We start from the raw sequence: 22,981 nt of genomic DNA, 5'->3' as shown, positions 1-22,981 counted from the left end.
CCTCAGGCGACAACCTTGCTGGCTGCGCCGTGGTCCAGGCGCGCGCGCTCCTTTGCGAGATAGTCCTCGATTGCAGCGCCCGGCATGGGCTTTGCGAAATAATAGCCCTGGATGAAGTCGCATCCCAAGCGGCGCAGGGTGTCGAGCTGGGCGCGCGTCTCGACGCCCTCGACCACGCAGGCGATCTCCATATCGTCGCACAGACCCGTCAGCGACTTGATGATCTTGTGACTCACCGGGTTTTCGTTGACGTCGGCGACGAAGCTGCGGTCGATCTTGAGCTTGTCCAGCGGCAGGCGGTGCACATGGCTCAGCGAGGAATAGCCGGTGCCGAAATCGTCCAGCGAAATGCCGCAGCCCATGGCTTTCAAGGTGGCGATCGACTGTTGCGCGCGCGCGAAATCGAAGGTGACGGCCGTCTCGGTGATCTCGAAATCGATCCGGTGCGGCGGCAGGCCGCTCTTCTCGATGATGGAGACCAGCGGCAGGATGCCCTCGGCCGCGCAGACGTCGTGGGCGGAGAGATTGAACGACAGGCGGATATGGCCGGGCCAGCTCTTTGCGGTCGCGAGCGCGCGCGTCAGCAGCACTTGCGTCAGCGGCCGGATCAGGCCGATGCGCTCGGCCGCCGGGATGAAGTCGGCGGGAGAGACCCAGCCGAGGCGAGGGCTGCGCCAGCGCGCCAGGGTCTCGAAGCCCGCGGTGTGCTCGCTCATGGCATCGACGATCGGCTGGAACGCCAGCTCCATCTCGGCGCCGAAATCGGAGGTCCGCAACAGATTCTCGATCACGCCGCGGCTGCGGATCTCCGCCTCGAGCTCGCTCGAGAAGATCACGGTGCGGCCGCGCTGGTGGCGCTTGGCGTGGTAGAGCGAATAGTCGGCGCATTCGTACAGCGCTTCCGACGTCGTCGCGGAGTCCGGATAAAGCGCGAAGCCGATCGAACAGGATAGCCCAGTGTGGGCGGTGTCGAGCTGGTAGGGCAGCTTGACCTGCTCGCCGATGCGTTCGCCGAGCCGCACCAGATCGGCGTCCTCGGGGTCGCCGCACACGACGAGGCCGAATTCGTCGCCGCCGAGGCGCGCGAATTCCACCCGTTGCGGGCCAAAGCCTTCGCAGACTTCGCGGATGCGGCGGCCGGCCTCGATCAGGACGCGGTCGCCGACCGAGTGGCCGTAATTGTCGTTGATCGGCTTGAAGCCGTCGAGGTCGATGATGCCGACCGCGACGCGAACGTGTCTGCGCTCGGCATCGGCGAAGGCGCTCGCCAGCTCGGCGAAGAAGCGGCGGCGGTTCGGCAGCTCGGTGAGCGAATCGAGATTGGCGAGGCGGAAATTCTCGTCCGATAGCGCCTGCGTCGCCGCCTGCTGCATCAGCAGCGATTTGCGGCTGGCGACGAGATCGGCGAAGTCGCGATAGTAGATGAACAGCACCGTCACCATGGCGCCGGAGACCAGCAGATTGTTGACCGCGATCGCCTTCAGCGTCGGCTCGCCGGTGGCCCAGAAGAACAGCACATAGGGGACGTCGACGACCAGCGTCACGATCAGCGCCGCCGAACGCAGATGCATCAGCGAGAAGATGCAGCCGATCACGGTCACGGCCATGTAGAACGCGACTTGGCTCTTGGCGAAGGGATCACCGTAAGGATAGAGCGCGAACGACCAGATGGCGAAGCCGGCGCCGATCGGCAGCGTCATCCAGTTGGTGGCGCGCAGATTGCGCAGGATATCGGCGTCGCTGCGGACGAGGTGACGCTGACGCAACCACCACAGGGTTCGCAAGCCCGCGAGCCCGGTCAGCACGGCGGGCACGATCATCGTCAGCCAGTCCGGCGCGACGTTGACGTAGGTATACGCGACCGCGATCGTGTTGCTGATCAGGATGAAATACAGCAGCGGGATCTGCTTGGAGAAGGCGTCGAATTGCGCGCGCGTCAGATCCGGATCGGTCGGCACGCGGAACAGCCGCATCGCGGCGGCGAGGTGAGCTTTCAAATCGACGGCAGGCATTGCAACACGCGCCCCAAATCCCTTCAAAAACGGGGGCGATCTTGCACGGCGGGGGTAAAGAGCGCGTTAGACGAGTTCGACGAGGATGCGCTAGCGCTGGTTGCACGCTACCGCAGGATTTTGCGCCCGCGTGCATGGTGAGGCGCTGTTAAGGATGTGCGGTGGAAGCAGGCGCTGTCTCGCGCGGCCGATCGTCCGAAATGATCGCGGCTACGGTCTGCTAACCATAGGCGTCCTCGGCCGCGTAGTGCCGCCGATTGTCACGGCGGCGGTCGCTGACGACCGCCGCGCAGAAGTGACGACGGCCTTCATTTTGCAGGTTGAAGCGCGGCCGTCTGCTTGGCGAGCGCCTTGTCGAAATCCTCCGACAGGCCTGTGGCGTAGGTCGCAAGCTCGCCCGGCTTGACGAATGGATTCGGCGTGGCGTTCTTGATCTGCTGCGCCCGCTTGTCCTGCATGCCATAGACCTCGGGGTGGGGCCCGAGTAGCACGTCGACCTTCATCGCCTTGGCCTTGCCGAAGGTCGCGCGGTAGTCGTCGACGATGCCGGGATAGGTCGGCTGTCCCACCAGCCGGTTCAGTGCCACGGTGCCGCTGCAGAAGAACAGCACCTCGCGGTTCTGGCCGCCGTCCTTCACCGTCATCTCCCAGCTGGTGCAGCCCGGCGAGTGGCCCGGCGTCTCATGCGCCGTCAGCGTGGTGTCACCGAGCGTGACCTTGTCGCCTTCCTTCACCGTGCGATCGACCTTCGCTGGAGGAAAGCCGAGGTCCGTGTTCTTCTCGTCGCCCGGATAATAGCCGCCTTCGAGCAGCGCCTTGTCACGTTCGCCGGCGACGAGCTGTGCGCCGGTATCCTTCTTGATCTCGGCGAAACCGCCGGTGTGGTCGAGATGGGCGTGGGTGTTGAGGATGATCTTGATGTCGGCCTCCTTGAGGCCGAGCTTGGCGATGTTGTCCTTGATCATGCCGGTCGACTGCGGCATCGCGGTGTCCATCAGGATCAGGCCCTGGGACGTCTTGATGACGTAGACGGCGATGCCGTCGGTGCCGACATAATAGATGTTGTCGATGAGCTGGAACGGCTCGAACGGCGCGGTCCACTTCACCATGACCGCCGCCAGGAAGTCCCTGATGGTCTGGGCCTGCGCGACAGGTGCGAAAAGCGCCAGCGTACATAGCGCGGCCGCAAGCTTTCTCATGGATTGATCCTCCCAATTTGTTGTTGTCGTTGCGACCGCAGGTGAGACCTGCTGGTCGACCAGCCGTACGCTAGATGTTGCGCGATGCGGCAGCAACGGTTTCACGTTCGAAGAATTCCGCGTCATGCGCGGAATAACGGTCGCTGTCCGGTTTGAGCATGGCGGCGATTGCTGCACTGCGCGCACCGCGTTTGACCGCGTGCGAGCCGGTCGCCATACTTTGCGCCAAGACGAGCCAGCTAGAGCCGTCAACATCGGGAGCTGAAATGACCCATTCATTGTCCGTCCTTGGGGGGACGCTGATTTCCGTCGTCTCCTTCGCTTCGATTGCCCTGGCACAGCCGGCCTGCGTCACCCAGAACATGGCCGTGCCGCCGGGCGCCAACACCACCGACAAGGCAGCGCCGTTCTTCATCGACACCGCCGGTCTCGATTTCAAGACCACGCCGCCGACGCGCGATCCCTCCAATCCCAACTATCCGCGCGCGACCGAGCTGCCCGACGGCACCTTGCCGCCGCCGGGTGCCGAAGGCAATTTCATCATCGGCCCCACCCACAATCCGGCGCCCGAGACCATTGCAAAGGAAGGCGTTCCGCGCGGTACGACGAAATCCTTCACGCTGACGTCGAAGGACAGCACGATCTACAATCCTGGCCTGATCCGCGACGACGTCGCCGGCTGCACCAATTCCTCGATCATGACGACCGTGACCGCGCCGGACGACAAGTCGAACATGATCGTCACCACCAGCCATCCCGGTATCTGGTCGCGCACGATCGACGTCTATGTGCCGGCGCAATACGTACCCGGTACCGAGGCGCCCTTCATCGTGATCGGCGATGGCGGCTCCGCTGCCTACAAGGATCTCCCGACCACGCTCGACAATCTGATCGCGCAGCGCCGCGTGCCGCCAATGATCGCGATCCAGATCGGCAATGGCGGGCAGGATGCGCAGGGCAGCCAGCGCGGCCGTGAATACGACGCGGTGTCGGGTATCTACGCGCAGTTCGTCGAGCGCGAGGTGCTGCCGCTCGTCGAGCAGAACACCGGCGTCAAGCTCACCAGGAACCCTGAGGGACGTGCGACCATGGGGCTGAGCTCGAGCGGCGTCGCAGCTTTCACCATGGCCTGGTTCTATCCCGATTTCTATCACCGCGTGCTGGCGTTCTCGCCGACCATGGTGAACCAGCAATGGCCGCATGATCCGTCACTGCGTGGCGGCGCCTGGGAATATCACAGCGCATGGACGGGACCGGCGACGCCCAATCTCATCTCCAAGGCTGGCGTGCTGACGCCGGCCGAGCCGCCAGGTGTGCCGCTGATCCTGAGTGCACCGACCAAGCCGATCCGTTTCTGGTTCTTCGGCGGCGACCAGGATCTGTTCTATCCCAATCCGACCATTCCCGACGGCATGCACGACTGGACCTTGTCCAACGCGCTGACGGCCAAGGTGCTGGCGGAGAAGGGTTACCACTACCAGTTCCTGTTCGTGCGCAACGCCAAGCACGTCGATCGTCCGACGATCGCACAAACGCTGCCGTCGGCGCTGGAGTGGGTCTGGAAGGGCTATCCGATCCCTTGAGCGCGAGGCGGAGCCTAGCGCCCGATCGTCACCCCGGCGGTCGAGCGCATGACGTCGCGCAGGCTCGTCGCATTCATGTCGTCGAGCATCTGCCGCGTCAGCACGGTGGTCTGGCCGGGCGTGTCGAGGATGGCCTCGCCGCGTGAGGAGGACAGCCGGTTGGCCTTGTAAGGGGCAACCGGATCGGTGGCGGGCGGCGCCGCATGCACGTGGCGCGGGCCGTTTTCCGGACGTGGCGAGAGCGCCTTGCGAAACGCCGAGGGCAGCGATCACGATCAGGCTCTGCAATTTTGTGGACATGCGATCTCCCATATCCAGGGCTTCAGCCTAGCATATGGGCGCCTCATCGCAGAGGAAAAGGATCAGGCGAGGGCGGCCTGGCGTTCCCGCATCGGCTCGCGGGTGCTGCGGTCGGCGCCGCGCGGCTCGGCGAGCCGGGTGAAGCCGCGCTGGCCCGCATGCACGGGTGCCTCGACGATCACGCCTTCGCAGACGATCTGGCCGCCGAGCATCTTGAATTCGAGCTTGTCGTAGCGCGGCATCGTCTCGCCGGGCTCGGGCGGCAGCAGTCCGATGCGCCCCTGGATGTTCAGTGTTGCTTCGCCTGTGCCGTGAAGCCGCGGATTCCACATCCTGATTCCGGTCTCGGCCCAGCGTTGCCGGATCAGCGCGGCGCGATCGGCGGGCTCCACGATCTTTGCACGAGCCTTCGGCGCGCTGGGGTTCTTAGGAGCGGGCGACACGGGCGCCGGCTCGATGTCAGTGGCGGCAGCCGGTGCGTGGGCGGTCGTCTCGTCGGCGACAATGGCCGCGACGGGTGGAAGATCGTTGGCGACGACCGGCTCGATCTCCGTGGCGACGCTGGGAGCGGGCTCGCTATCGATTCTGGCCGTGGCGACGACAGGCGCGGGGACTTCAGCGTCGACCACGATGACGGGCGTCTCATCGATGACAACCGGTTCGAGCTCCACGGAAGCGACGGATGCAGGTTCGTCTTCAGTGATGAGCTCGGAGGGCTCGACCGAAACGGTCTCTGTCTCGACTGGCGCGATGAAGACCAATTCCTCGATGACCGGCTCGACATCCGTCAGGAGTTCCGCAGGCGGATCGCTGTTGATGAGTTCTGGCGCGTCGACCGTCTCGCTCGCAACATCAACCGAAGAGGCCGAAAATTCTTCCTCGATGACAGGCTCGACTTCTGCCGGCGTCTCCACTGATGAATCGTCGCTGACACTGATATCAGCCGGTGTTGCTGACAGGCCTTCAGCGACAACAGGTTCGGCGGCGCTATCGAGAGCCGGAATAGCTTCTGCGATGACGGCAGGCTCTTCATCCGCAGCAATCGGCGCCACGTCGAGACCGCCGCCGTGCGGCAGAGGCCGAAGCCGGTTGAACGCCCATTCCACCGCAGGAATGCGGCTCAGCAACGATATCAGTCTCGAAAGCACTGGGAGTTGTCCAAGAGGTACTCGGGCCGTAAGGGCAATCGCTGATTCGCCAGCAATGTGAAAAACTGCCCCGGCCGTCACACCCCTGTCAATCTGGGCGGGACCAATTGCAGAACATCTGCACAGCCCCACGCGCCACAGCGTTCATTCGAAATGCATCGACGCGAGCGGATCTTCGTCGCGATCGGGCTGGCGCGTTGGCACATGCGGGATGGCCGCGTGCTCGGTCTTGCGGATGTGCGGACGCGCGAGGGCATGCTTGTGGACCAGCGCTATGGTGAGCGCTTCGCATTCCGTGGGTTCACCGCCCCACGCGCAGTCGATGCCCGACGACTGTCCGGGCCAGGCCTGCGCCGGGCCGGCGATCGTAAGCGACAAAATGATCCGCAGGGCGGCGGCGATGCTTGTCTTTGTCATGGGACGCTCCAAACCGTTCTATCGAATAGATCAGGCGAAGCGGTCGATATTCCGCGCCCCCACATGATTGCGCGGCAACTCACGCGGGGTTCAACGGTCGTGAGGTACGCGTGAGGCGTGTGGCAAACGACTGTCTTGGGAACCTGCATGCGACAAAGCACCGCCGCGGCGTTCCGAGCCGTCGCGCTTAGGATACGCGGGCAGCAAGGCGAAATGTTCGCATGTCCGATCCTCCGGAAGACAGGATCGTTCCGATCCGCTCGTTGCAAGGCGCAAGGCTTGACGAGCGCTTTGACGCAACGCTTGGCAAGAGCAGTGGATGAAAGAGCCGGATCTGCAGAGCAACCGCAAGGTCATGCGGTACTGCCCCGGCCGCTAGGGATGATGCCTGTCTGGTCGGACAAAGCACCCTGCCGCCCGAGGTCGTCCTGGATGTCGAGACCAGCGTCCGAAATTATTCTCCTTTACCGAAATTCGGAATTGGCGTATGTTTCGCCGCATCTCACCCGGCACGAGTGATGGATTGCGAGGCGTCCGGTACGTGGGTGAGTTGCGGTGGACGCGGGCGCCAGCCGGCGCCGGGCCTTCCCTGCGCCCTCCGCATTCCCCGGGGGCGAAACGAGCAGCAAATCTCGGGCCAAACCGGCCGCGAGACCGCGAAATCATGCCCTTTGCGAGCGGAAAGGCGACTTTATTCTCGCCACGGATGCTTTAAGGAAGAGCCTGGATGCGGCGCAGCACTCGGGCAGCCGCGGGTCGAAATTCGGGTCAATTCGGGCACGTCGCCGCAGAGGCCGGGCTCGCTCAACGAGAAGGACGTCAGGTCATGATCAATACCGTTGGCATCATCGGAGCAGGGACCATGGGCAACGGCATCGCCCAGATCTGCGCGGCGGCCGGGCTTTCGGTCGTGATGGTCGACATCTCCGATGCGGCGGTGAACCGCGGCATTTCGACCGTCGGCGGCAGCCTCGAGCGCCTGGTCAAGAAGGAGAAGATGTCGGCGGCCGATCGCGAGGCGACGCTCAAGCGCATCACCGGCACGACTGATCGCGCCAAGCTTACCGATTGCGATCTCGTCATCGAGGCCGCGACCGAGAATGAAGAACTCAAGGTCAAGATTCTGAAAGACCTCTGCGCCACGCTGTCGCCGCGCACGCTGCTCGCGACCAACACCTCCTCGATCTCGATCACCAAGCTTGCGGCCGCGACCGATCGTCCCGATCGCTTCATCGGCATGCATTTCTTCAACCCGGTTCCGGTGATGGCGCTGCTGGAGCTGATCCGCGGCTTGCAGACCTCGGACGACACCCACGCCAAGGCGCTCGATTTTGCCCAGCGTGTCGGCAAGGTGGCGATCACGGCCAAGAACAGCCCAGGCTTCGCCGTCAACCGCATCCTGTGCCCGATGATCAACGAGGCGGTCTTCGCGCTTCAGGAAGGCATCGCGACCGCCGAGGAAATCGATGCCGGCATGAAGCTCGGCTGCAACCATCCGATCGGGCCGCTGGCGCTGGCGGACCTCGTCGGTCTCGACACCATGCTGTCGGTGATGGAGGTCTTCTATAAGGGCTTCAACGACCCCAAATACCGTCCGGCGTCCTTGCTCAAGGAAATGGTCGATGCCGGCCATCTCGGCCGCAAGACCGGGCAGGGCTTTTATACCTACGGCGCCTGATCTCCTGGCGCAGGCGGCGGGCGTTTCTACGCCCGTCGTCGTCCCGCAATTTGCGCTGTGTCAAAGACGACGCGCGCAATGGACCCGACAATGTCGAACGGGCGGCTGGCGGGAACAACGAAACGGAAAACGAAGGACATGTCGGATCGACTGAAGGCCGAGCGGGAAGCTGCGGCCGAACGGCGGAACCTGCTGATCCAGGATGCGATCGAGCGCACAGGGATCACCGAGGAGATGATCGAGGAACTTGTCACCCGTTTCTACGGACGCGTCCGCGAGGATGCGCTGCTCGGGCCGGTGTTTGCGATCGTGCAGAATTGGGACGATCACCTTGCCAAGCTCAAAGGCTTCTGGTCGTCGGTGGTGCTGATGAGCGGGCGTTACCATGGCTCGCCGATGCGGGCGCATATGCCGCTCAGCCTGGTCGGCGATCATTTCGACCGCTGGCTTGATCTGTTCGAACAGACCGCGCGCGAAGTCTGCCCGCCGCCGGCAGCCGCACTCTTCATCGACAAGGCGCGTCGCATCGCCGATAGTTTTGAGATGGCGTCGGCCACCATTGCCGGCCGCATCGCGTCGCCGCGTCACGTGTTCAGATCCTGACGACGGCGAAGGCTGCCTGCAAAACGTGCAGTTGAATCGGTTCGAGGTTGCGTCGCGTTGTTTACAGCGCGTTGCACCAATTCCAACATCATCGGTCTGATCTGCAAAATCATCATGCCGATCGCGCGGCATGACGTTGAAATGGCAAAAACGCATTTGAATGCGTGCAATCGCGTTCAATCAAAGCGAGTAAAGACATAATGATGCACTGCGGCGCCAATTCTTCGCCTTCATTTCGGCAGAGTTCCAGCGCCTGCTACTGTGCATGTCACGCGCATCATTCAGTGTCGCTTCATCATCCTCCGACAGCACTGCGGAACCCGTAGCCGATGTGAGCGCGGAGCAAACGCGGCGAACGCTGCTGCTCGGTGCGCTCGCCACCACGGCCTGTCTTGGCTGTTCCGCGCCGGCGCGCGCGGGAGAGGATCCGCCCGGCTCCGACGAGCGTCCGCAGAAGGGCGATTTGCTCGTGTTCTCCGAAGGCGACAGCGAAGGAAAGCTCATCAAAGCGGCTGATCTGACGGCCGGCGGGCCGCCGATACATGCCTGGCCGCAGGACCCCAAGACATCGGTGGTGCGCAGCGCATCGCGGCTCAACGAGATCCTGATTATCAAGCTCGACCCCGCCGAGCTCGACGAGCAAACGCGCGCGCGTGCCATCGACGGCATCATCGCCTATTCGGCGATCTGTTCCCATGCAGGCTGTCCCGTCACCGCCTGGGTCAAGAGCGATGTCGGCGACAGGGAGGTGTTCAAGTGCATGTGCCACAACTCCGAATACGATCCCCGCGCGGGCGCCCAGGTCGTGTTCGGACCGGCGCCGCGGCGGCTCGCCGCGTTGCCGCTGGCGCTCGCTGACGGCTCGCTCAGCGTCGCGGGCGGCTTCATCGGAAAGGTAGGTGGCGTGCAGCAGGGATAACGGTGCGGGGTGTGCCCGCGTCACGAGAGGCCGCATCCGCCGAGGGGCGGACGTCGGGACGAACGACAAGAATTCAAAACAAGAATTCAAACGGATGAAAAAGGGGAACGTCCATGACCAGGAAGCAAATGCTGCTGTCCGGCTTCGTCGCCTTCACGTGCCTTGTCTCGACCGCCGCAATCGCCGGCCCGATCGAGAGCTACGCGCCAGTCACCCAGCAGCGTCTCGAGAATCCGGAACCCGGCAACTGGATGCTCTATCGCCGCACCTATGACGGGCAAGGCTACAGCCCGCTCGACCAGATCAACACCTCCAACGTCAAGGATCTTACGCCGGTCTGGACGTTCGCCACCGGCGTGGTCGAAGGCCATGAGGCGCCGCCGATCGTCAACAATGGCGTGATGTTCGTGGCAACGCCGATGGGGCAGGTGATCGCGCTGAACGCTAAGACCGGCGATGAATACTGGCGCTACAAGCGGCAGCTCCCCGACGATCTGTTCCAGCTGCATCCAACCAGCCGCGGCGTCGGCCTGTGGGAAGACAAGCTCTATCTCGCCACCACCGACGACCACGTCGTCGCGCTCGATGCCAAGACCGGCAAGGTGGTGTGGGACACCAAGGTGCAGGATTACAAGAAGGGTCAGTACATGACCCTGATGCCGCTGATCGTCGACGGCAAGGTCATCGTCGGCGGCTCCGGCGGCGAGCTCGGCGTACGCGGTTACGTCGTTGCCTACGATGCTAAGGACGGCAAGGAACTCTGGCGAACCTTCACCATTCCCGGCGAAGGCGAGCCCGGTCACGACACCTGGCAGGGCGACGACTGGAAGACCGGCGGCGGCTCGGCCTGGATGACCGGCAACTACGACAAGGACACCAAGACGATCTATTGGGGTGTCGGCAATGCCGCGCCGTGGCCCGGCGAAACGCATCCCGGCGACAATCTCTACACCTCGTCGGTGCTTGCGCTCGATCCCAGCAACGGCAAGATCAAGACCTATCACCAGTACCATCAGAACGATTCCTGGGATTGGGACGAGGTCGACGCGCCGATGCTGGTGGATCTACAACGCGATGGCCGCAGCATCAAGAGCCTGATCCATCCCGGCCGCGATGCGATCTTCTGGGTGCTCGAGCGCACCCCGACCAAGATCAACTACGTCGCCGGCTGGCCGTTCGTCGCCACCGACGTCTGGAAGGGCATCGACGCCGAGAGCGGGCGGCCGATCGTCGATCCCGATCACAAGCCGGTCATCGGCAAGCGCGTCGAGTTCTGTCCCTCGCTGTGGGGCGGCAAGGACTGGCCGTCGGCGGCCTATAGCCAGAAGACCGGTCTCGTCTACGTTCCCGCCAACGAGAATTTCTGCGGCGGCTTCACCGGCGAGAAGGTCGCGTTGAAGCCTGGCGAGCTCTGGCTCGGCACCAAGCCGGAGGACATCGGCCTGACAGCGAAGCCCGGCGCCGATCATTTCGGCGAGCTCCAGGCCTGGGATCCCGCCACGGGCAAGAAGGTGTGGCAGCACAACTTCCCGAAGTCGCAGCTATTCGGCTCGGTGACGGCGACCGCAGGCGATCTCATCTTTGCCGGCGGCACCAACGACCGCAACTTCCGCGCCTTCAACGCCAAGAGCGGAGAAGTGTTGTGGGAGCAGAAGACCAACTCCGGCATCATGGGTATGCCGGTGTCCTATGAGATCGACGGCACGCAATATGTCGCAATCCAGTCGGGCTGGGGCGTGGACGCGCAGCGCATTCAGGACGCGCTCGCGACCAACAACATCGGCATCGAGGCCAACGTGCCGCAAGGTGGCGTGATCTGGGTGTTCGCGCTGAAGAAATAAGCTCCGCAGGCGGATCGAAGACGGCGGAGCAGCAGGGGGGTGGCGAGTGCGGCGGACGACAACGTCCGCCGCATATTGCGTGCGCGAAGGCCGCTACTTCCCTTGCCTATCCACCTTGTCCTTTTCCTTCTGGTTCATCTCCCGAACCTTGGGATCGTTGCTGCTCTGCCCAGTGGTCTGGGTGGTCGAGGCGGGCGGGGCGCCGGCGTTGGGAAGCGAATTCTGCTCCGGCGCGGTGGGGCGCGTCGCCGTGGTTGGCGGCGCGGCGGTGCTCTGGGCGAACGCGGCTATATCAGTCAAAAGAAAGGCGGCTATATCAGTCAAAAGAAAGGCGCCCGACAGCAGCGAGACTGCGAGCGCCCTTGGAATGTTGGTCATCGATCTGCTCCTGTCAGATCGAAGAAAACGGCGCGAGCCGTCGAGTGTTCCGTCAAGCCTCCAATTGCTTTCCGATCGGAAGCGCGCGGATGCGCTTGCCGGTCGCCGCGAAGATCGCGTTCATCAGCGCAGGTGCGAACGGCGGCACGCCGGGCTCGCCGACGCCGCTGGGCGGCGTATCTGCTCCGGGCGGGACGATGTAGACATTGGTCACCAGCGGGGCCTCGTCCATCCTGATGACCTGGAAGTCGTCAAAATTCTTCTGCTCCACCTTGCCGTCCTTGAAGGTGACCGCGCCATATTTGGCGAGGCTCAGGCCCATGATTGCCGCGCCCTCGATCTGTGAGGCGATGCGCTCAGGGTTGACATAGGTGCCGCAGTCGATCGCGGTGTCGACCCGTGGCACCGTCAGCTTGCCCTTGTCGTCGACGGCCACCTCGACGATGGTCGCGATGTAGCTGACGAAGCTGCGGTGCACGGCGATGCCGAGGCCGTGGCCCTTCGGAACCTGACGGCCCCATTCGCCCTTCTCGGCGACCAACTCGACCACCTTGCGCAGACGCGCGGTGTCGATTGGGTAGCTGTCATACGGCTCGCCGTAGTTCCAGAGGTCCTTCACGGCGGGCTTGACGATCCGGGGCGTGCCGATCAACGCGAGCAGCGTCTCCTTCTGGTCGCGGCCGGTTGCGTTCGCGATCTCGCCGACCATCGACTGCACCGCGAAGGCACGCGGGATGTTCGAGACCGAGCGGAACCAGCCGATGCGGGTGAATGCGGCTGCCTCCGGGTTCTCGCAGGAGATGTTGGCGATCTCGAACGGCATGTCGACGAGGCCCATGCCAAGCTCGAACGCCGCCGCGTGATTGGCCCCGGCAGCGAAGGTCGAGGCGATGGTCGGTGCCACGCTGCGGTGGCGCCACGCGATCACCTTGCCGTCCTTGTCCAGACCCGCCTCGATCCGCTCCGCCGAGACGGTGTGCAGGAAGTCGTGATGGAGATCGTCCTCACGCGTCCACTGCACCTTGACGGGCGTGCCGAGCTCCTTAGACAGCAGCGCGGCCTCGAGCGCGAAATCGCATTTCGACTTACGGCCGAAACCGCCGCCGAGCAGCGTGACATTGACGGTGACATTGCCCTCGGGAATGCCGAGCGTCTTGGCGACATCCTCGCGCGTGCCGCCCGGGCTCTGCACCGGCGCCCAGATCTCCGCCTTGTCGCCCTTGACGTCGGCGACCGCGACCGGCGGCTCCATGCTGACATGGGCGAGGTGAGGCAGGTAATATTCGCCGATCACGACCTTGTCGGCCGCCTTCAGCGCGGCGTCCGCGTCGCCCTCCTGGCGCACGACGAGGCCCGGCTTGCGCGAGGCCTCCTCGAGCTCCTTGCGATAGGCGACCGAGTCGTATTTGCCGTTGGCGCCGTCGTCCCAGACGAGCTTCAGCGCATCGCGGCCCTTGATCGCAGCGCCGGTGTTGCGGGCGATCACCGCGACGCCGCCGAGCGGCTGGAACTTCGAGGGCCACGGCCAGCCGCGGACCTGCATCACCTTCTCGACGCCGGAGATTTTCATCGCCTCGGCCGGGTCGAACGAGACGAGCTTGCCGCCGGTGACCGGCGGCCGCGCGATCACAGCATACTTCATGCCGGGCAGACGCACGTCGGCGCCGTAACCCGCCTTGCCGGTGGTGATGTCGTGGAGATCGACGATGCTGACCTGGCCCTTGCCGAGATAGCGGAAGTCCTTCGGGTCTTTCAGCTTGAGGCCTTCGATGCTTGGCACCGATTCCTTGGCGGCGTCGGCTGCGAGCTCGCCGAAGCCGAGCTTGCGGCCGCTGGCGCCGTGGACGACCTCGTGATTGACCGCCTTGACCTCGGTCGCCGGCACGTTCCAGCGCTTTGCCGCGGCCTGCTCCAGCATGGTGCGGGCGGAGGCGCCGATCTGGCGCATCGGAATCAGATAATGCCGCGTGCTGCGCGAGCCGTCAGTGTCCTGGTTGCCGAACTTGACCTCGTCACCATGGGCCTGTTGCACCTTGACCTTGGACCAGTCGGCCTCCATCTCCTCGGCCACGATCAGCGGCAGGCTGGTGCGCACGCCGGTGCCCATCTCGGCGCGGTGGGCGAGGATGGTGACGGTGCCGTCAGGCGCGACCGCGACGAACACGCGCGGATCGACCACGACGCCATGCGGCATCTTGCCGGCGCCGGTCTCATAGGCAAAGGCCTGGCGCGACATCACGGGTGCGGCGAGCACGAAGCCGCCGGTGACGCCGAGCCCCTTCAGGATACTGCGGCGCGAGATCTTCTCGACCTTCAGATTCTTTTCGAAGCCACGAAGCTTCCGCGGATTGTCGATGAAATTCATGTCACACTCCCGTCGATGCGAGGTGGACGGCGTTCTCGATGCGCTGGTAGCAGCCGCAGCGGCAGATGTTGCCGGCCATCGCCTCGCGGATCTGGTCATGCGACGGCTTGGGGTTGTCCATCAACAGGGCCGCGGCCTGCATGATCTGGCCGGCCTGGCAGAAGCCGCATTGGGGAACATTGACCTGGCGCCAGGCCTTCTGGACGGGATGATCGCCATCGGGATGCAGCCCCTCGATCGTGGTGACTTCACGCCCCGCGACGTCGTTGATCGAGGTAATGCAGGAGCGGACCGCTTCCTTGTCGACGATGACGGTGCAGGCGCCGCACAGGGCCTGGCCACAACCGAACTTGGTGCCGGTCAACCCGGCTTCGTCGCGCAGGAACCAGAGTAGCGGGAGATCCGGGTCGCCGTCCCAGCTCTGTTCCTGGCCGTTGATCTTGATTTTGATCATGATCGTCCCTCGCTCTTCATAAGCTCGATGATTTCAGGATTTGCCGAAGTCGATCGGCGAAATGGTCCGTACGTCGTGCCGCCGCATCTCCGCCTGTTCTCCTCCGCGGGCAAATCCCGGCAGGAAGCTGGAGTGCGAATCGTCATGTGCGGATGTGCTCGATACCTCCCGTTTTGTTCTTAATTGATTGAATGTCGCGCGGCATCATCACGGCGAAATCGTAGCAGAGATCGCGTCGGGCCGGCGTTCACAGCCAAGTGTTCTTGACGAGCGTTCTCGACGGGAAAAGATTGCAACGAAGGTTGTCAAAAGCAGGGCGCGGCAACATTTCGCGCGTTGCACAATCACAGAATCTGAGGCGCGTTGAAAAAAGCTTCGTCCGCCAGAGGGACTGCGCGGACGAAGCAGTATTCCTCAGTCGAGGGAGGGAGAATCGCAAGGCGCGCTGACTTCAAGCAGGAAGAGGGCGGCACTGCGCAGTCATTCAGAGACCTGGACTGAGGGAGCGGAACGCGCTCGCAAAGTGCACCGGCGGCAAACTCGCCGCAAATCATTCGAGAGTTGTCCGTCCCCTCTCTGGTGAACAGCGAGGGGACGGACAAACTTCTGGCGGCCTTGTCAGGCGGCTTTGGCCTTCGCCACGTGGGTGGCGATTGCATCCATCAGCGCCGGCGACAGGCAGTCATAGGGCTCGAGCCCGATTTCCTTCAGCCGCGACCGGATACCGGCCATCTGCTCCGGCTTGACGCCGGATTCGATGACCGAGGAGACGAAGGCGGCGAATTGCGGCGCCTGCGAGCCCTGCTCCTGGAACAGCTCGGGATGGATGAAGTCGAGACCGTAGAACGGATGGTTCTTGTTCTCGATGCGGCCATACATATGCGTGCCGCAGGCCTTGCAGGCGTGACGCTGGATCACTGCCGAGGCGTCGACGATCTGGAGCTTGTCGCCGTTCTCGAGCACGGTGAGATTCTGGCGCGGCACCACCGCGACCACGGAGAAGTTCGCGCCTTCCGGCTTCCAGCACTTGGTGCAGCCGCAGGCGTGGTTGTGCGCCACGTCGCCCTTGATGCCGACCTTGACCTGATGGTCCTTGCATTTGCAGGCGAGCGTGCCGCCGGCAAAGTGGCCGGTGCCTTGTTTGAGACCGTTGTCGATCGAGGGATGAAGTGCAGTCATGGGTCGATCCTCCTTGGGTGTGACGCTTGCGAGCTAGAACACGACGACTGAACGAATCGATTTACCCTCGTGCATCAGGTCGAAGCCCCTGTTGATGTCTTCGAGCTTGAGCGTGTGGGTGATCATCGGGTCGATCTGGATCTTTCCGTTCATGTACCAGTCGACGATCTTCGGCACGTCGGTGCGACCGCGGGCGCCGCCGAAGGCGGTGCCGCGCCAGTTGCGGCCGGTGACGAGCTGGAACGGACGGGTTGCGATCTCCTTGCCGGCTTCGGCGACGCCGATGATGATCGAGGTGCCCCAGCCGCGATGGCAGGCTTCCAGCGCCTGGCGCATCACCGTGGTGTTGCCGGTGCAGTCGAAGGTGTAGTCGGCACCGCCGTCGGTCAGGGTCACCAGATGCGGGACGATGTCGCCGGTGATCTTCTTCGGGTTGACAAAGTCGGTCATGCCGAACCGGCGGCCCCATTCCTCCTTGGAGTCGTTGACGTCGACGCCGATGATCTTGTCGGCGCCGGCCATCCTGGCGCCCTGGATCACGTTCAATCCGATGCCGCCGAGGCCGAACACGACGACGTTGGAACCCGGCTCGACCTTCGCGGTGTTGACGACGGCGCCGACGCCAGTGGTGACGCCGCAGCCGATATAGCAGCTCTTGTCGAAGGGGGCGTCCTCGCGGATCTTCGCCACCGCGATCTCGGGCAGTACCGTGAAGTTGGAGAAGGTCGAGCAGCCCATATAGTGATAGATCGGCTTGCCCTTGTAGGAGAAGCGGCTGGTGCCGTCAGGCATCACGCCCTTGCCCTGCGTCGCGCGGATCGCGGTGCAGAGATTGGTCTTCTGACTCAGACAGCTTTTGCACTGACGGCATTCCGGCGTGTAGAGCGGAATGACGTGATCGCCCGGCTTCACCGAGGTCACGCCCGCGCCGATCTCGCGGATGATGCCGGCGCCCTCATGGCCGAGGATCGACGGGAAGATTCCTTCGCTGTCGAAACCGTCGAGCGTGTAGGCGTCGGTATGGCAGATGCCCGTTGCCTTGATCTCGACCAGGACTTCGCCGGCCTTCGGCCCTTCCAGATCGACTTCGACGATCTCGAGCGGCTTTTTGGCTTCAAAAGCGACGGCAGCACGTGTCTTCATCGGTAACTCCTCAATTCTCGCAGGGCGCCAAGACTTAAGTCTCAGCCGGGCCCCAAACGTTCACTTCTTGCCCATGCACGAGTCTTCATTCTTGGTATAGGCGTCGTTCTTGTCCTCATGTTTGCCGGGACGGGCGCGGCCCCAAGCCTCGTCGGAGCGGGCGCGCAGATAGACGTAGAGATCGTCCATGTAGCAGGCGACGTTCGGGTTATCTCCGAAGGCCGGCATCACGTTCTCTGCGGCGGTGGAGATGTTCTTGCGGCCCGAGGCGACGACGCCGAGAAAATCGGCATAGCTCATCGTCTTGAGCGAATCCTTCAGTGCGGGCGCATAGGTCGATCCCATGCCGTCCGGGCCATGACACACATGGCAGTCCGAGTGATAGCGGCGGTATCCGGAATAGGTGTACCAGTCGACGGAGTCACCGTTGATCTTGTAGGTCGGGTTACCTTCCTTATCGAGCCATTCGCCAGTTTCGTTCTGCTTGACGGCGGTCGGATCGCCCGAGCCGTCCGCGATAGCAATTCCTCCGGACGCAACGAAGATTATCGCAGCAATGACAGAGCAGATTTTACGCAAGAGGTGTTCCTCGAAGGCATCAGGTGGAGACGAGCCGGCGCGTGGAGTTGATCCACGCGCCGGAGCGATACGAAGCTGACGCTAGTTCGCGGGCAGCGAGAACACGGTCAGCGTGCCGCCGAGTGCCGTGTAGTTGCTGAGCGCGGCGTAGCCACCGACTGCGCCGAGACCTGCGGTCGGATCGGTCAGGCCAGCTGCCAGACCGATGCCGGCCCAGCCGCCCACGCCCGAGAGCACGGCGACATACTGCTTGCCGCTGTTCTCATAGGTGGTGACGTTGCCGATGATGCCGGAGGGAGTCTTGAACTTGTAGAGCTCCTTGCCGGTCTTGGCGTCGACTGCCTTCAGATAGCCTTCGAGCGTGCCGTAGAACACCACGCCGCCGGCGGTTGCGAGCGCACCCGACCAGACCGAGAACTGCTCCTTGTTCGACCAGACGATCTTGCCGGTCTTGCCGTCCCAGGCGATGAAGTTACCCATGTTGGTATCGCCCTGCGGCGGATACATCGAGAGCGTTGCGCCCACATAGGGCTGGCCCGCGGTGTAGCTCACCTTGAACGGCTCGTAGTCCATGCAGACGTGGTTGGTCGGAACATAGAACAGCTGCGTGTCCGGCGAGTAGGCCGCCGGCTGCTCGTCCTTGGTGCCGAGCGCGGCCGGGCAGATGCCCTTCACGTTGTGATCCTCGCCGGCCTTGTCGGTCGAAGCTGTGTCGAGCACCTTCGGACGGCCATAGGTGGCGGAGTTCTTGTCCATGTCGACGCCGGAGGTCCAGTTCACCTTCGGATCGTACTTTTCGGCGACCAGAAGCTCGCCAGTGGCGCGATCGAGCGTATAGCCGAGGCCGTTACGATCGAAATGCGTCAGCAGCTTGCGCGGCTGGCCGTTGATCTGCTGGTCCGAGAGGATCATCTCGTTGACGCCGTCATAGTCCCATTCGTCATGGGGCGTCATCTGGTAGACCCACTTGGCCGCGCCGGTGTCCGGGTTGCGTGCCCAGATCGTCATCGACCATTTGTTGTCGCCGGGACGCTGCTTCGGATTCCAGGTCGAGGGGTTGCCCGATCCGTAATAGACGAGGTTCAGCTCGGGATCGTAGGAGATCCAGCCCCATGTCGCGCCGCCGCCGATCTTCCACTGATCGCCTTGCCAGGTCTTGAGGCTTGAATCCTTGCCGACCGGCTTGCCGAGTGCGGTGGTCTTGTCGTCGACCAGGATCTGGTCATCCGGGCCTTCCGAATAGCCGCGCCAGGCGACCTTGCCGGTCTTGATGTCGTACGCAGTCATGTGGGCCTGAACGCCGAACTCGCCGCCAGAGATGCCGACCAGCACTTTGTCCTTGACGACCATCGGCGCCGAGGTGCCGGTCTCGCCCTTGCTCGGATCGCCGTTCTTGGCGGTCCATGCAACCTGACCGGACTTGGCGTCGAGCGCGACCAGGGTCGTGTCGGCCTGATGCAGGAATATCTTGCCGTCGCCGTATGACAGGCCACGGTTAACCGTATCGCAGCACATCACCGGGATGACGTTCGGATCCTGCTTTGGCTCGTACTTCCAGACGATCTTGTTCTCGTTGGAAAGGTCAATGGCGTAGACCTTGTTCGGGAACGGCGTGTGGACGTACATCATGTTGCCGATCACCAGCGGGCCGCCTTCATGGCCGCGCAGCACGCCGGTCGAGAAGGTCCAGGCGACCTGGAGCTTGCCGACATTTTGTGCGTTGATCTGGTTGAGCTTGGAGTAGCGGGTATTGGCATAGTCGCCTGTCGGCATCACCCAGTCTTTCGGGTTCTGCGACATCTTGTTCAGCTCGTCATTGGCAGAGGCGCCGCCGACGGCGAGAGCCGCCGCGGAGCCAAGAAAGGTCGCCAGTAGCACCTTGCGCATAGTCATTCCTCCGTTGGTCGCGTTTTATTGTTTCCGAAGCATTGCTTAATCACCGGGCTTTTCGTCCGGCGTCTGCTCGTGCAGGGCGGTCACGTTGGGGACCAGAAACGATGCTGTGCTGTGTCCTCCTCAGGATGAGAGCTACAGGTCCGCGTGCAGGAGCGGCCGGTTTTTTTTGTTCCTGTCGTAATTCCTAACGACTTCGCTATCGGGAAACTTGCCCAAGAGAGAAGCCGCTTTGCTCGACAGCGCACGGATACGAAGTTTTTGATTTTGCAGTAGCGAATTCAGCGGCTTCCGCTCACCGTGGTGCAACGCTCGTCGAACAGGTTCCCCTTGACGGCGGTGCAACTAAGGCGGAGGATTAACTTTCAAGGGTGGCAATGGAGCGATGGCGCTCGTTCCAAAAGACCGCCCAAATTCGAGGTAAACGTCACGCAATCACGGCTGAGGGCTCCGGAAGCGCTGGTCGCGATTCGCATCGAATCCCGGAACACGCCAGTGGCTGGATTAATGTCCGACACAATTCACACGCTCTCGACGACGGGACTGACGCCGAAGCGGCAGATCCAGAGCTGGATCGACGGGCTGACGAGTCTGTGCGGACACTTTGATGTCGATCCGCTGGAAGCATCCTCGCTCGAAGGGCGCATCGACTACACCTCCGTCTCGCGCCTGAAGCTCTGCCAGATCGAGGTGAGCCAGCATCGCATCGCGCACACGCTGGCGCGCGCCAAGGCCAACGAACACCCGTACATCAAGATTCACTTCCAGACATATGGCGTGTCCTATTTCGAGCAGGAAGGCCGCCACATCGAGCTGAACCCTGGCGACATCATCGCCTATGACGTCTCATGCCCGCATCTGATCGTCAGTCCCGCCTTCACGCGCCATGACGTGGTGATCGTGCCGAAGGCGCTGCTGCGCGATCGCGGCTTCCCGTCGCAGCGTATGCCGGCCTGCAAACTGTCGGCGAAGACGGGGACGGGACGGATCGCCCATGATTTCGTCCATGCCACGTTCGACGAGGCGGCGAAGCTGTCGGCCAACAGCGCGGTCGGTGTCGCCGATTCGCTGATCGACCTGTTGCTGCTGCCGCTGCGCGAAGCCGACTCGATGTTCGATCGGGTCGGGCCCGAGGCGATGTATGTGCGTGCCCAGTTTTTCATCCGCGAGCACCTGCGCGATCCCGATCTGTGCATCGACCAGATCTCCGCCGAGCTCGGCTGCTCCAAGCGCTATCTGCACATGCTGTTCTCGGAGCGCGGCACCACGGTGAGCGATTACATCTGGCAGGCACGCCTCCAGAACTGCCGCCAGGAGCTCGAGGCTCACGGCGGCAAGACCATCACCGACGTCGCGTTCTCGTGGGGCTTCTCCAGCTCATCGCATTTCAGCCGCGTGTTCCGGAAATATTTCGGCGTGGTGCCGTCCTCGATCCACAAGGGGCAGCAGGGCGCTGTCGCCGTGGACGAGAACTAGGCGCGCCTCACGCAGCGGCCCGTCCTGGAGCCGCTTGCCGGACGCGCGATCCTCTCAGGTCGTTGTCGCAACGTAGGGAATGCTGGCCACGAGAGCGGCGACCAGCACCGCGTTGCACAGCATTGCCTTCCAATGCAAACGACGCAACTGGCGTACCGCGTTCGCATCGCCCGCATCTCTGGCGCTGAGCTGATCATCCATCTGTCGCATGAACCACGGGCGGCCCCAGATCGCGAGGACCGCAATCAGGCCGATGCCGGCCGCGAACAGCGGTCGTCCGGCGAAGATGAAAGCCGCCGTCCCGATGATGCCTGCGACGCTCACCATCCTGAACTGGATGTTGAACATCCCGCGCAAGAGCTGCGCGACGGGCGGGATGTCGAGCTTCACCAGCAGGAAAGCGGGCGACGCCAGCAGGAAATAGCCCATCGGAAAAAGCAGGATGACCAGGGCGGCCACGGCGACGGCATCGGGTCTCATGCGAACGGCCTTTCTCGTTCAGGGGGTAAGGCAAGGGGCTTCCGACGATTGCGCATGATCATAACCGGACAGGGCGCCTGCGACACTAGGCTTTGGTCGGATGCGAAGGGGGCGAACCACCTTTCCGCATCACGCGCTGCCAGACGATGTCGGTCAGGGCCACCGCGATGAGGCCGAACGCGCCACCGATGATCACATTGGCGACGCGCTCCTCCGCAATGCCGCTGGCGCCGCCGGCCAAGGATGCAGCGAGCGCGATGAAGAAGCAGCGCAGGCCGAAGCCGACGATATAGCGGGAGAACGAGATCAGCGTGAGCGTGGCCGCGAGAACCGCAAGTGCATAGCCGATGCGGTTCTGCGGCAGCGCGAGGCCAGCGAGGAAGCCCATGGGCACACCGACGAAGGCGCCGATGGCACGTTGCTTCAGCTTGTCGGTGGAGGCGGAGAGATCTCCGACCACGACGCTTGCGGCCGACCACATCACCCATTGCCCCTGCGCAAGATCCAGAATTTCGACCAGGGCCGCTGCGACAAAGACGGCGATGGCGGTTGCCGCCGCAGGCAGTAGCCATTCGGCCGCAGGCGGTCCGAACGAGGTCGCGATATTGTCTCGCCGCCGCTGATCGTAGATCTGGATGCCGCAGACCAGCGCCAGCGCAACCGGTGAGGAGACAATGATGATGCCGGCATGACGCAGCGCTTCTGACGCGTTCACCCCCTCACGCACCTCGCAGGCAAGATAGACGGCCGGAATGAACACCCAATTGCCGAGCGTCCGGAAGTGCTCGCCATAGCGCGTTGCCGCCACCGCAAGGAAGCCGGCAAGCGCCGTCAGCACAACGAACAGCGGTTTGATCGGAGCGGCGAGGAAGAGAGCCGCAAACGCCACGAGGATCGCGAGGTAGTGCCACGCGATCACTTTGGGCGGAAGGTGCAGCCGCAGTGCCGGTATGAGCAGCGACACCGCGATCAGTCCCAAATTCAACAGCGCCGTCTCGCGCGAGATGAAATAGGCAGCAACGAACGGGCCGACGACGATCAGCGCGCGCAGCAGCTCGCCGCTCTTGATTTCGCGGGCAAGGACATCGCGCAGGCCGGTGGAGGGCGGGATGGTGGAGGATTTCACGGGGCACCGTCGTCAAATGAGACGTATACATAGCACAGGAGCAGCCTCCTGACTTCGGTGTGCGAGCCGACAGTCTTGCCACACTCTCGCTGTCATCGCCCGGCTTGACCGGGCGATCCAGTACGCCGAGACAGCAGAGATTGAATCGAGAAGCCGCGGCGTACTGGATGCCCGCCCCAGTGCGCAATTGCGCACAAGGCGGGGCATG

At 63.3% G+C, this 22,981-nt stretch carries 21 protein-coding genes; 6 read left to right on the top strand and 15 right to left on the bottom strand.

The genetic code is table 11. The features are described 5' to 3' along the window. Positions 1 to 2 precede the first annotated feature (2 nt). The 3 genes from V1280_RS15900 to V1280_RS15890 form a co-directional block, all read right to left on the bottom strand. Positions 3 to 2,012, bottom strand: coding sequence for a putative bifunctional diguanylate cyclase/phosphodiesterase (locus V1280_RS15900; protein WP_334525612.1), 2,010 nt, complete (start codon positions 2,010 to 2,012; stop codon positions 3 to 5). Positions 2,013 to 2,320: 308 nt separating this feature from the next. Further along, the gene (gene blaBJP / locus V1280_RS15895) at positions 2,321 to 3,211 is read right to left on the bottom strand and encodes a BJP family subclass B3 metallo-beta-lactamase (protein ID WP_334525609.1); all 891 of its coding nucleotides are present in this window, start codon (positions 3,209 to 3,211) and stop codon (positions 2,321 to 2,323) included. 70 nt (positions 3,212 to 3,281) lie between these two features. Continuing rightward, complete coding sequence (locus tag V1280_RS15890) at positions 3,282 to 3,428, bottom strand: hypothetical protein (protein WP_334525606.1); 147 nt, start codon at positions 3,426 to 3,428, stop codon at positions 3,282 to 3,284. 49 nt (positions 3,429 to 3,477) lie between these two features. Between V1280_RS15890 and V1280_RS15885 the strand changes: the two genes are divergently transcribed. Further along, positions 3,478 to 4,794, top strand: a complete 1,317-nt coding sequence (locus V1280_RS15885) for an alpha/beta hydrolase (RefSeq protein ID WP_334525603.1) — start codon at positions 3,478 to 3,480, stop codon at positions 4,792 to 4,794. Positions 4,795 to 4,808: 14 nt separating this feature from the next. On the opposite strand, the gene V1280_RS15880 is transcribed toward V1280_RS15885, so the two are convergent. The 3 genes from V1280_RS15880 to V1280_RS15870 all read right to left on the bottom strand — a co-directional run bounded on the left by V1280_RS15880 (position 4,809) and on the right by V1280_RS15870 (position 6,659). Further along, positions 4,809 to 5,003 carry a TonB-dependent receptor plug domain-containing protein gene (locus V1280_RS15880; protein ID WP_334525600.1) on the bottom strand — a complete coding sequence of 65 codons (195 nt, stop codon included), beginning with the start codon at positions 5,001 to 5,003 and terminating at the stop codon, positions 4,809 to 4,811. 153 nt (positions 5,004 to 5,156) lie between these two features. Continuing rightward, entirely contained in the window at positions 5,157 to 6,242 is a 1,086-nt protein-coding gene (locus tag V1280_RS15875) for a hypothetical protein (RefSeq protein ID WP_334525598.1), read from the bottom strand. A 144-nt stretch (positions 6,243 to 6,386) separates the two neighbouring features. Beyond that, positions 6,387 to 6,659, bottom strand: coding sequence for a hypothetical protein (locus V1280_RS15870; RefSeq protein ID WP_334525596.1), 273 nt, complete (start codon positions 6,657 to 6,659; stop codon positions 6,387 to 6,389). Between the two features lie 727 nt (positions 6,660 to 7,386). Here V1280_RS15870 and V1280_RS15865 point away from each other — a divergent pair. The 4 genes from V1280_RS15865 (at position 7,387) to V1280_RS15850 (ending at position 11,700) form a co-directional block, all read left to right on the top strand. Beyond that, positions 7,387 to 8,337, top strand: a complete 951-nt coding sequence (locus V1280_RS15865; RefSeq protein WP_334525594.1) for a 3-hydroxybutyryl-CoA dehydrogenase — start codon at positions 7,387 to 7,389, stop codon at positions 8,335 to 8,337. Between the two features lie 138 nt (positions 8,338 to 8,475). Then, a complete protein-coding gene (locus V1280_RS15860; protein WP_334525592.1) occupies positions 8,476 to 8,940 on the top strand; it encodes a group III truncated hemoglobin in 465 nt (154 codons plus the stop codon). Positions 8,941 to 9,205: 265 nt separating this feature from the next. Further along, a complete protein-coding gene (locus tag V1280_RS15855) occupies positions 9,206 to 9,859 on the top strand; it encodes a Rieske 2Fe-2S domain-containing protein (RefSeq protein WP_334525589.1) in 654 nt (217 codons plus the stop codon). A 113-nt stretch (positions 9,860 to 9,972) separates the two neighbouring features. Continuing rightward, positions 9,973 to 11,700 carry a methanol/ethanol family PQQ-dependent dehydrogenase gene (locus V1280_RS15850; protein ID WP_334525586.1) on the top strand — a complete coding sequence of 576 codons (1,728 nt, stop codon included), beginning with the start codon at positions 9,973 to 9,975 and terminating at the stop codon, positions 11,698 to 11,700. 93 nt (positions 11,701 to 11,793) lie between these two features. Here V1280_RS15850 and V1280_RS15845 read toward each other — a convergent pair whose 3' ends face one another. The 7 genes from V1280_RS15845 to xoxF5 all read right to left on the bottom strand — a co-directional run bounded on the left by V1280_RS15845 (position 11,794) and on the right by xoxF5 (position 19,685). Continuing rightward, a complete protein-coding gene (locus V1280_RS15845) occupies positions 11,794 to 12,078 on the bottom strand; it encodes a hypothetical protein (RefSeq protein WP_334525583.1) in 285 nt (94 codons plus the stop codon). A 52-nt stretch (positions 12,079 to 12,130) separates the two neighbouring features. Further along, positions 12,131 to 14,443 carry a xanthine dehydrogenase family protein molybdopterin-binding subunit gene (locus tag V1280_RS15840; RefSeq protein WP_334525581.1) on the bottom strand — a complete coding sequence of 771 codons (2,313 nt, stop codon included), beginning with the start codon at positions 14,441 to 14,443 and terminating at the stop codon, positions 12,131 to 12,133. A 1-nt stretch (position 14,444) separates the two neighbouring features. Continuing rightward, positions 14,445 to 14,897 (bottom strand): (2Fe-2S)-binding protein, encoded by a 453-nt coding sequence (locus tag V1280_RS15835; RefSeq protein ID WP_148771118.1) that lies wholly within the window; start codon positions 14,895 to 14,897, stop codon positions 14,445 to 14,447. A 618-nt stretch (positions 14,898 to 15,515) separates the two neighbouring features. Continuing rightward, on the bottom strand, positions 15,516 to 16,076 hold the full coding sequence (gene gfa, locus V1280_RS15830) for an S-(hydroxymethyl)glutathione synthase (RefSeq protein ID WP_148771117.1): 561 nt from the start codon (positions 16,074 to 16,076) through the stop codon (positions 15,516 to 15,518). Positions 16,077 to 16,109: 33 nt separating this feature from the next. Then, positions 16,110 to 17,219, bottom strand: coding sequence for an S-(hydroxymethyl)glutathione dehydrogenase/class III alcohol dehydrogenase (locus tag V1280_RS15825; RefSeq protein WP_334525572.1), 1,110 nt, complete (start codon positions 17,217 to 17,219; stop codon positions 16,110 to 16,112). A gap of 60 nt (positions 17,220 to 17,279) precedes the next feature. Beyond that, the gene (locus V1280_RS15820) at positions 17,280 to 17,768 is read right to left on the bottom strand and encodes a c-type cytochrome, methanol metabolism-related (protein ID WP_334538317.1); all 489 of its coding nucleotides are present in this window, start codon (positions 17,766 to 17,768) and stop codon (positions 17,280 to 17,282) included. A 111-nt stretch (positions 17,769 to 17,879) separates the two neighbouring features. Beyond that, entirely contained in the window at positions 17,880 to 19,685 is a 1,806-nt protein-coding gene (xoxF5, locus tag V1280_RS15815; protein ID WP_334525570.1) for a lanthanide-dependent methanol dehydrogenase XoxF5, read from the bottom strand. Between the two features lie 513 nt (positions 19,686 to 20,198). On the opposite strand from xoxF5, the gene V1280_RS15810 reads away from it, so the two are divergent. Next, positions 20,199 to 21,167, top strand: a complete 969-nt coding sequence (locus tag V1280_RS15810) for a helix-turn-helix domain-containing protein (protein ID WP_334525568.1) — start codon at positions 20,199 to 20,201, stop codon at positions 21,165 to 21,167. A 54-nt stretch (positions 21,168 to 21,221) separates the two neighbouring features. Here V1280_RS15810 and V1280_RS15805 read toward each other — a convergent pair whose 3' ends face one another. Then, a complete protein-coding gene (locus tag V1280_RS15805; protein WP_334525566.1) occupies positions 21,222 to 21,647 on the bottom strand; it encodes a hypothetical protein in 426 nt (141 codons plus the stop codon). A gap of 85 nt (positions 21,648 to 21,732) precedes the next feature. Next, positions 21,733 to 22,773 (bottom strand): FUSC family protein, encoded by a 1,041-nt coding sequence (locus tag V1280_RS15800; RefSeq protein ID WP_334525563.1) that lies wholly within the window; start codon positions 22,771 to 22,773, stop codon positions 21,733 to 21,735. Positions 22,774 to 22,981 lie beyond the last annotated feature (208 nt).

It is taken from the genome of Bradyrhizobium sp. AZCC 2230 (assembly GCF_036924495.1).
Lineage (GTDB): Bacteria > Pseudomonadota > Alphaproteobacteria > Rhizobiales > Xanthobacteraceae > Bradyrhizobium > Bradyrhizobium rifense.
This window is presented reverse-complemented; position numbering and strand designations above follow the sequence as displayed.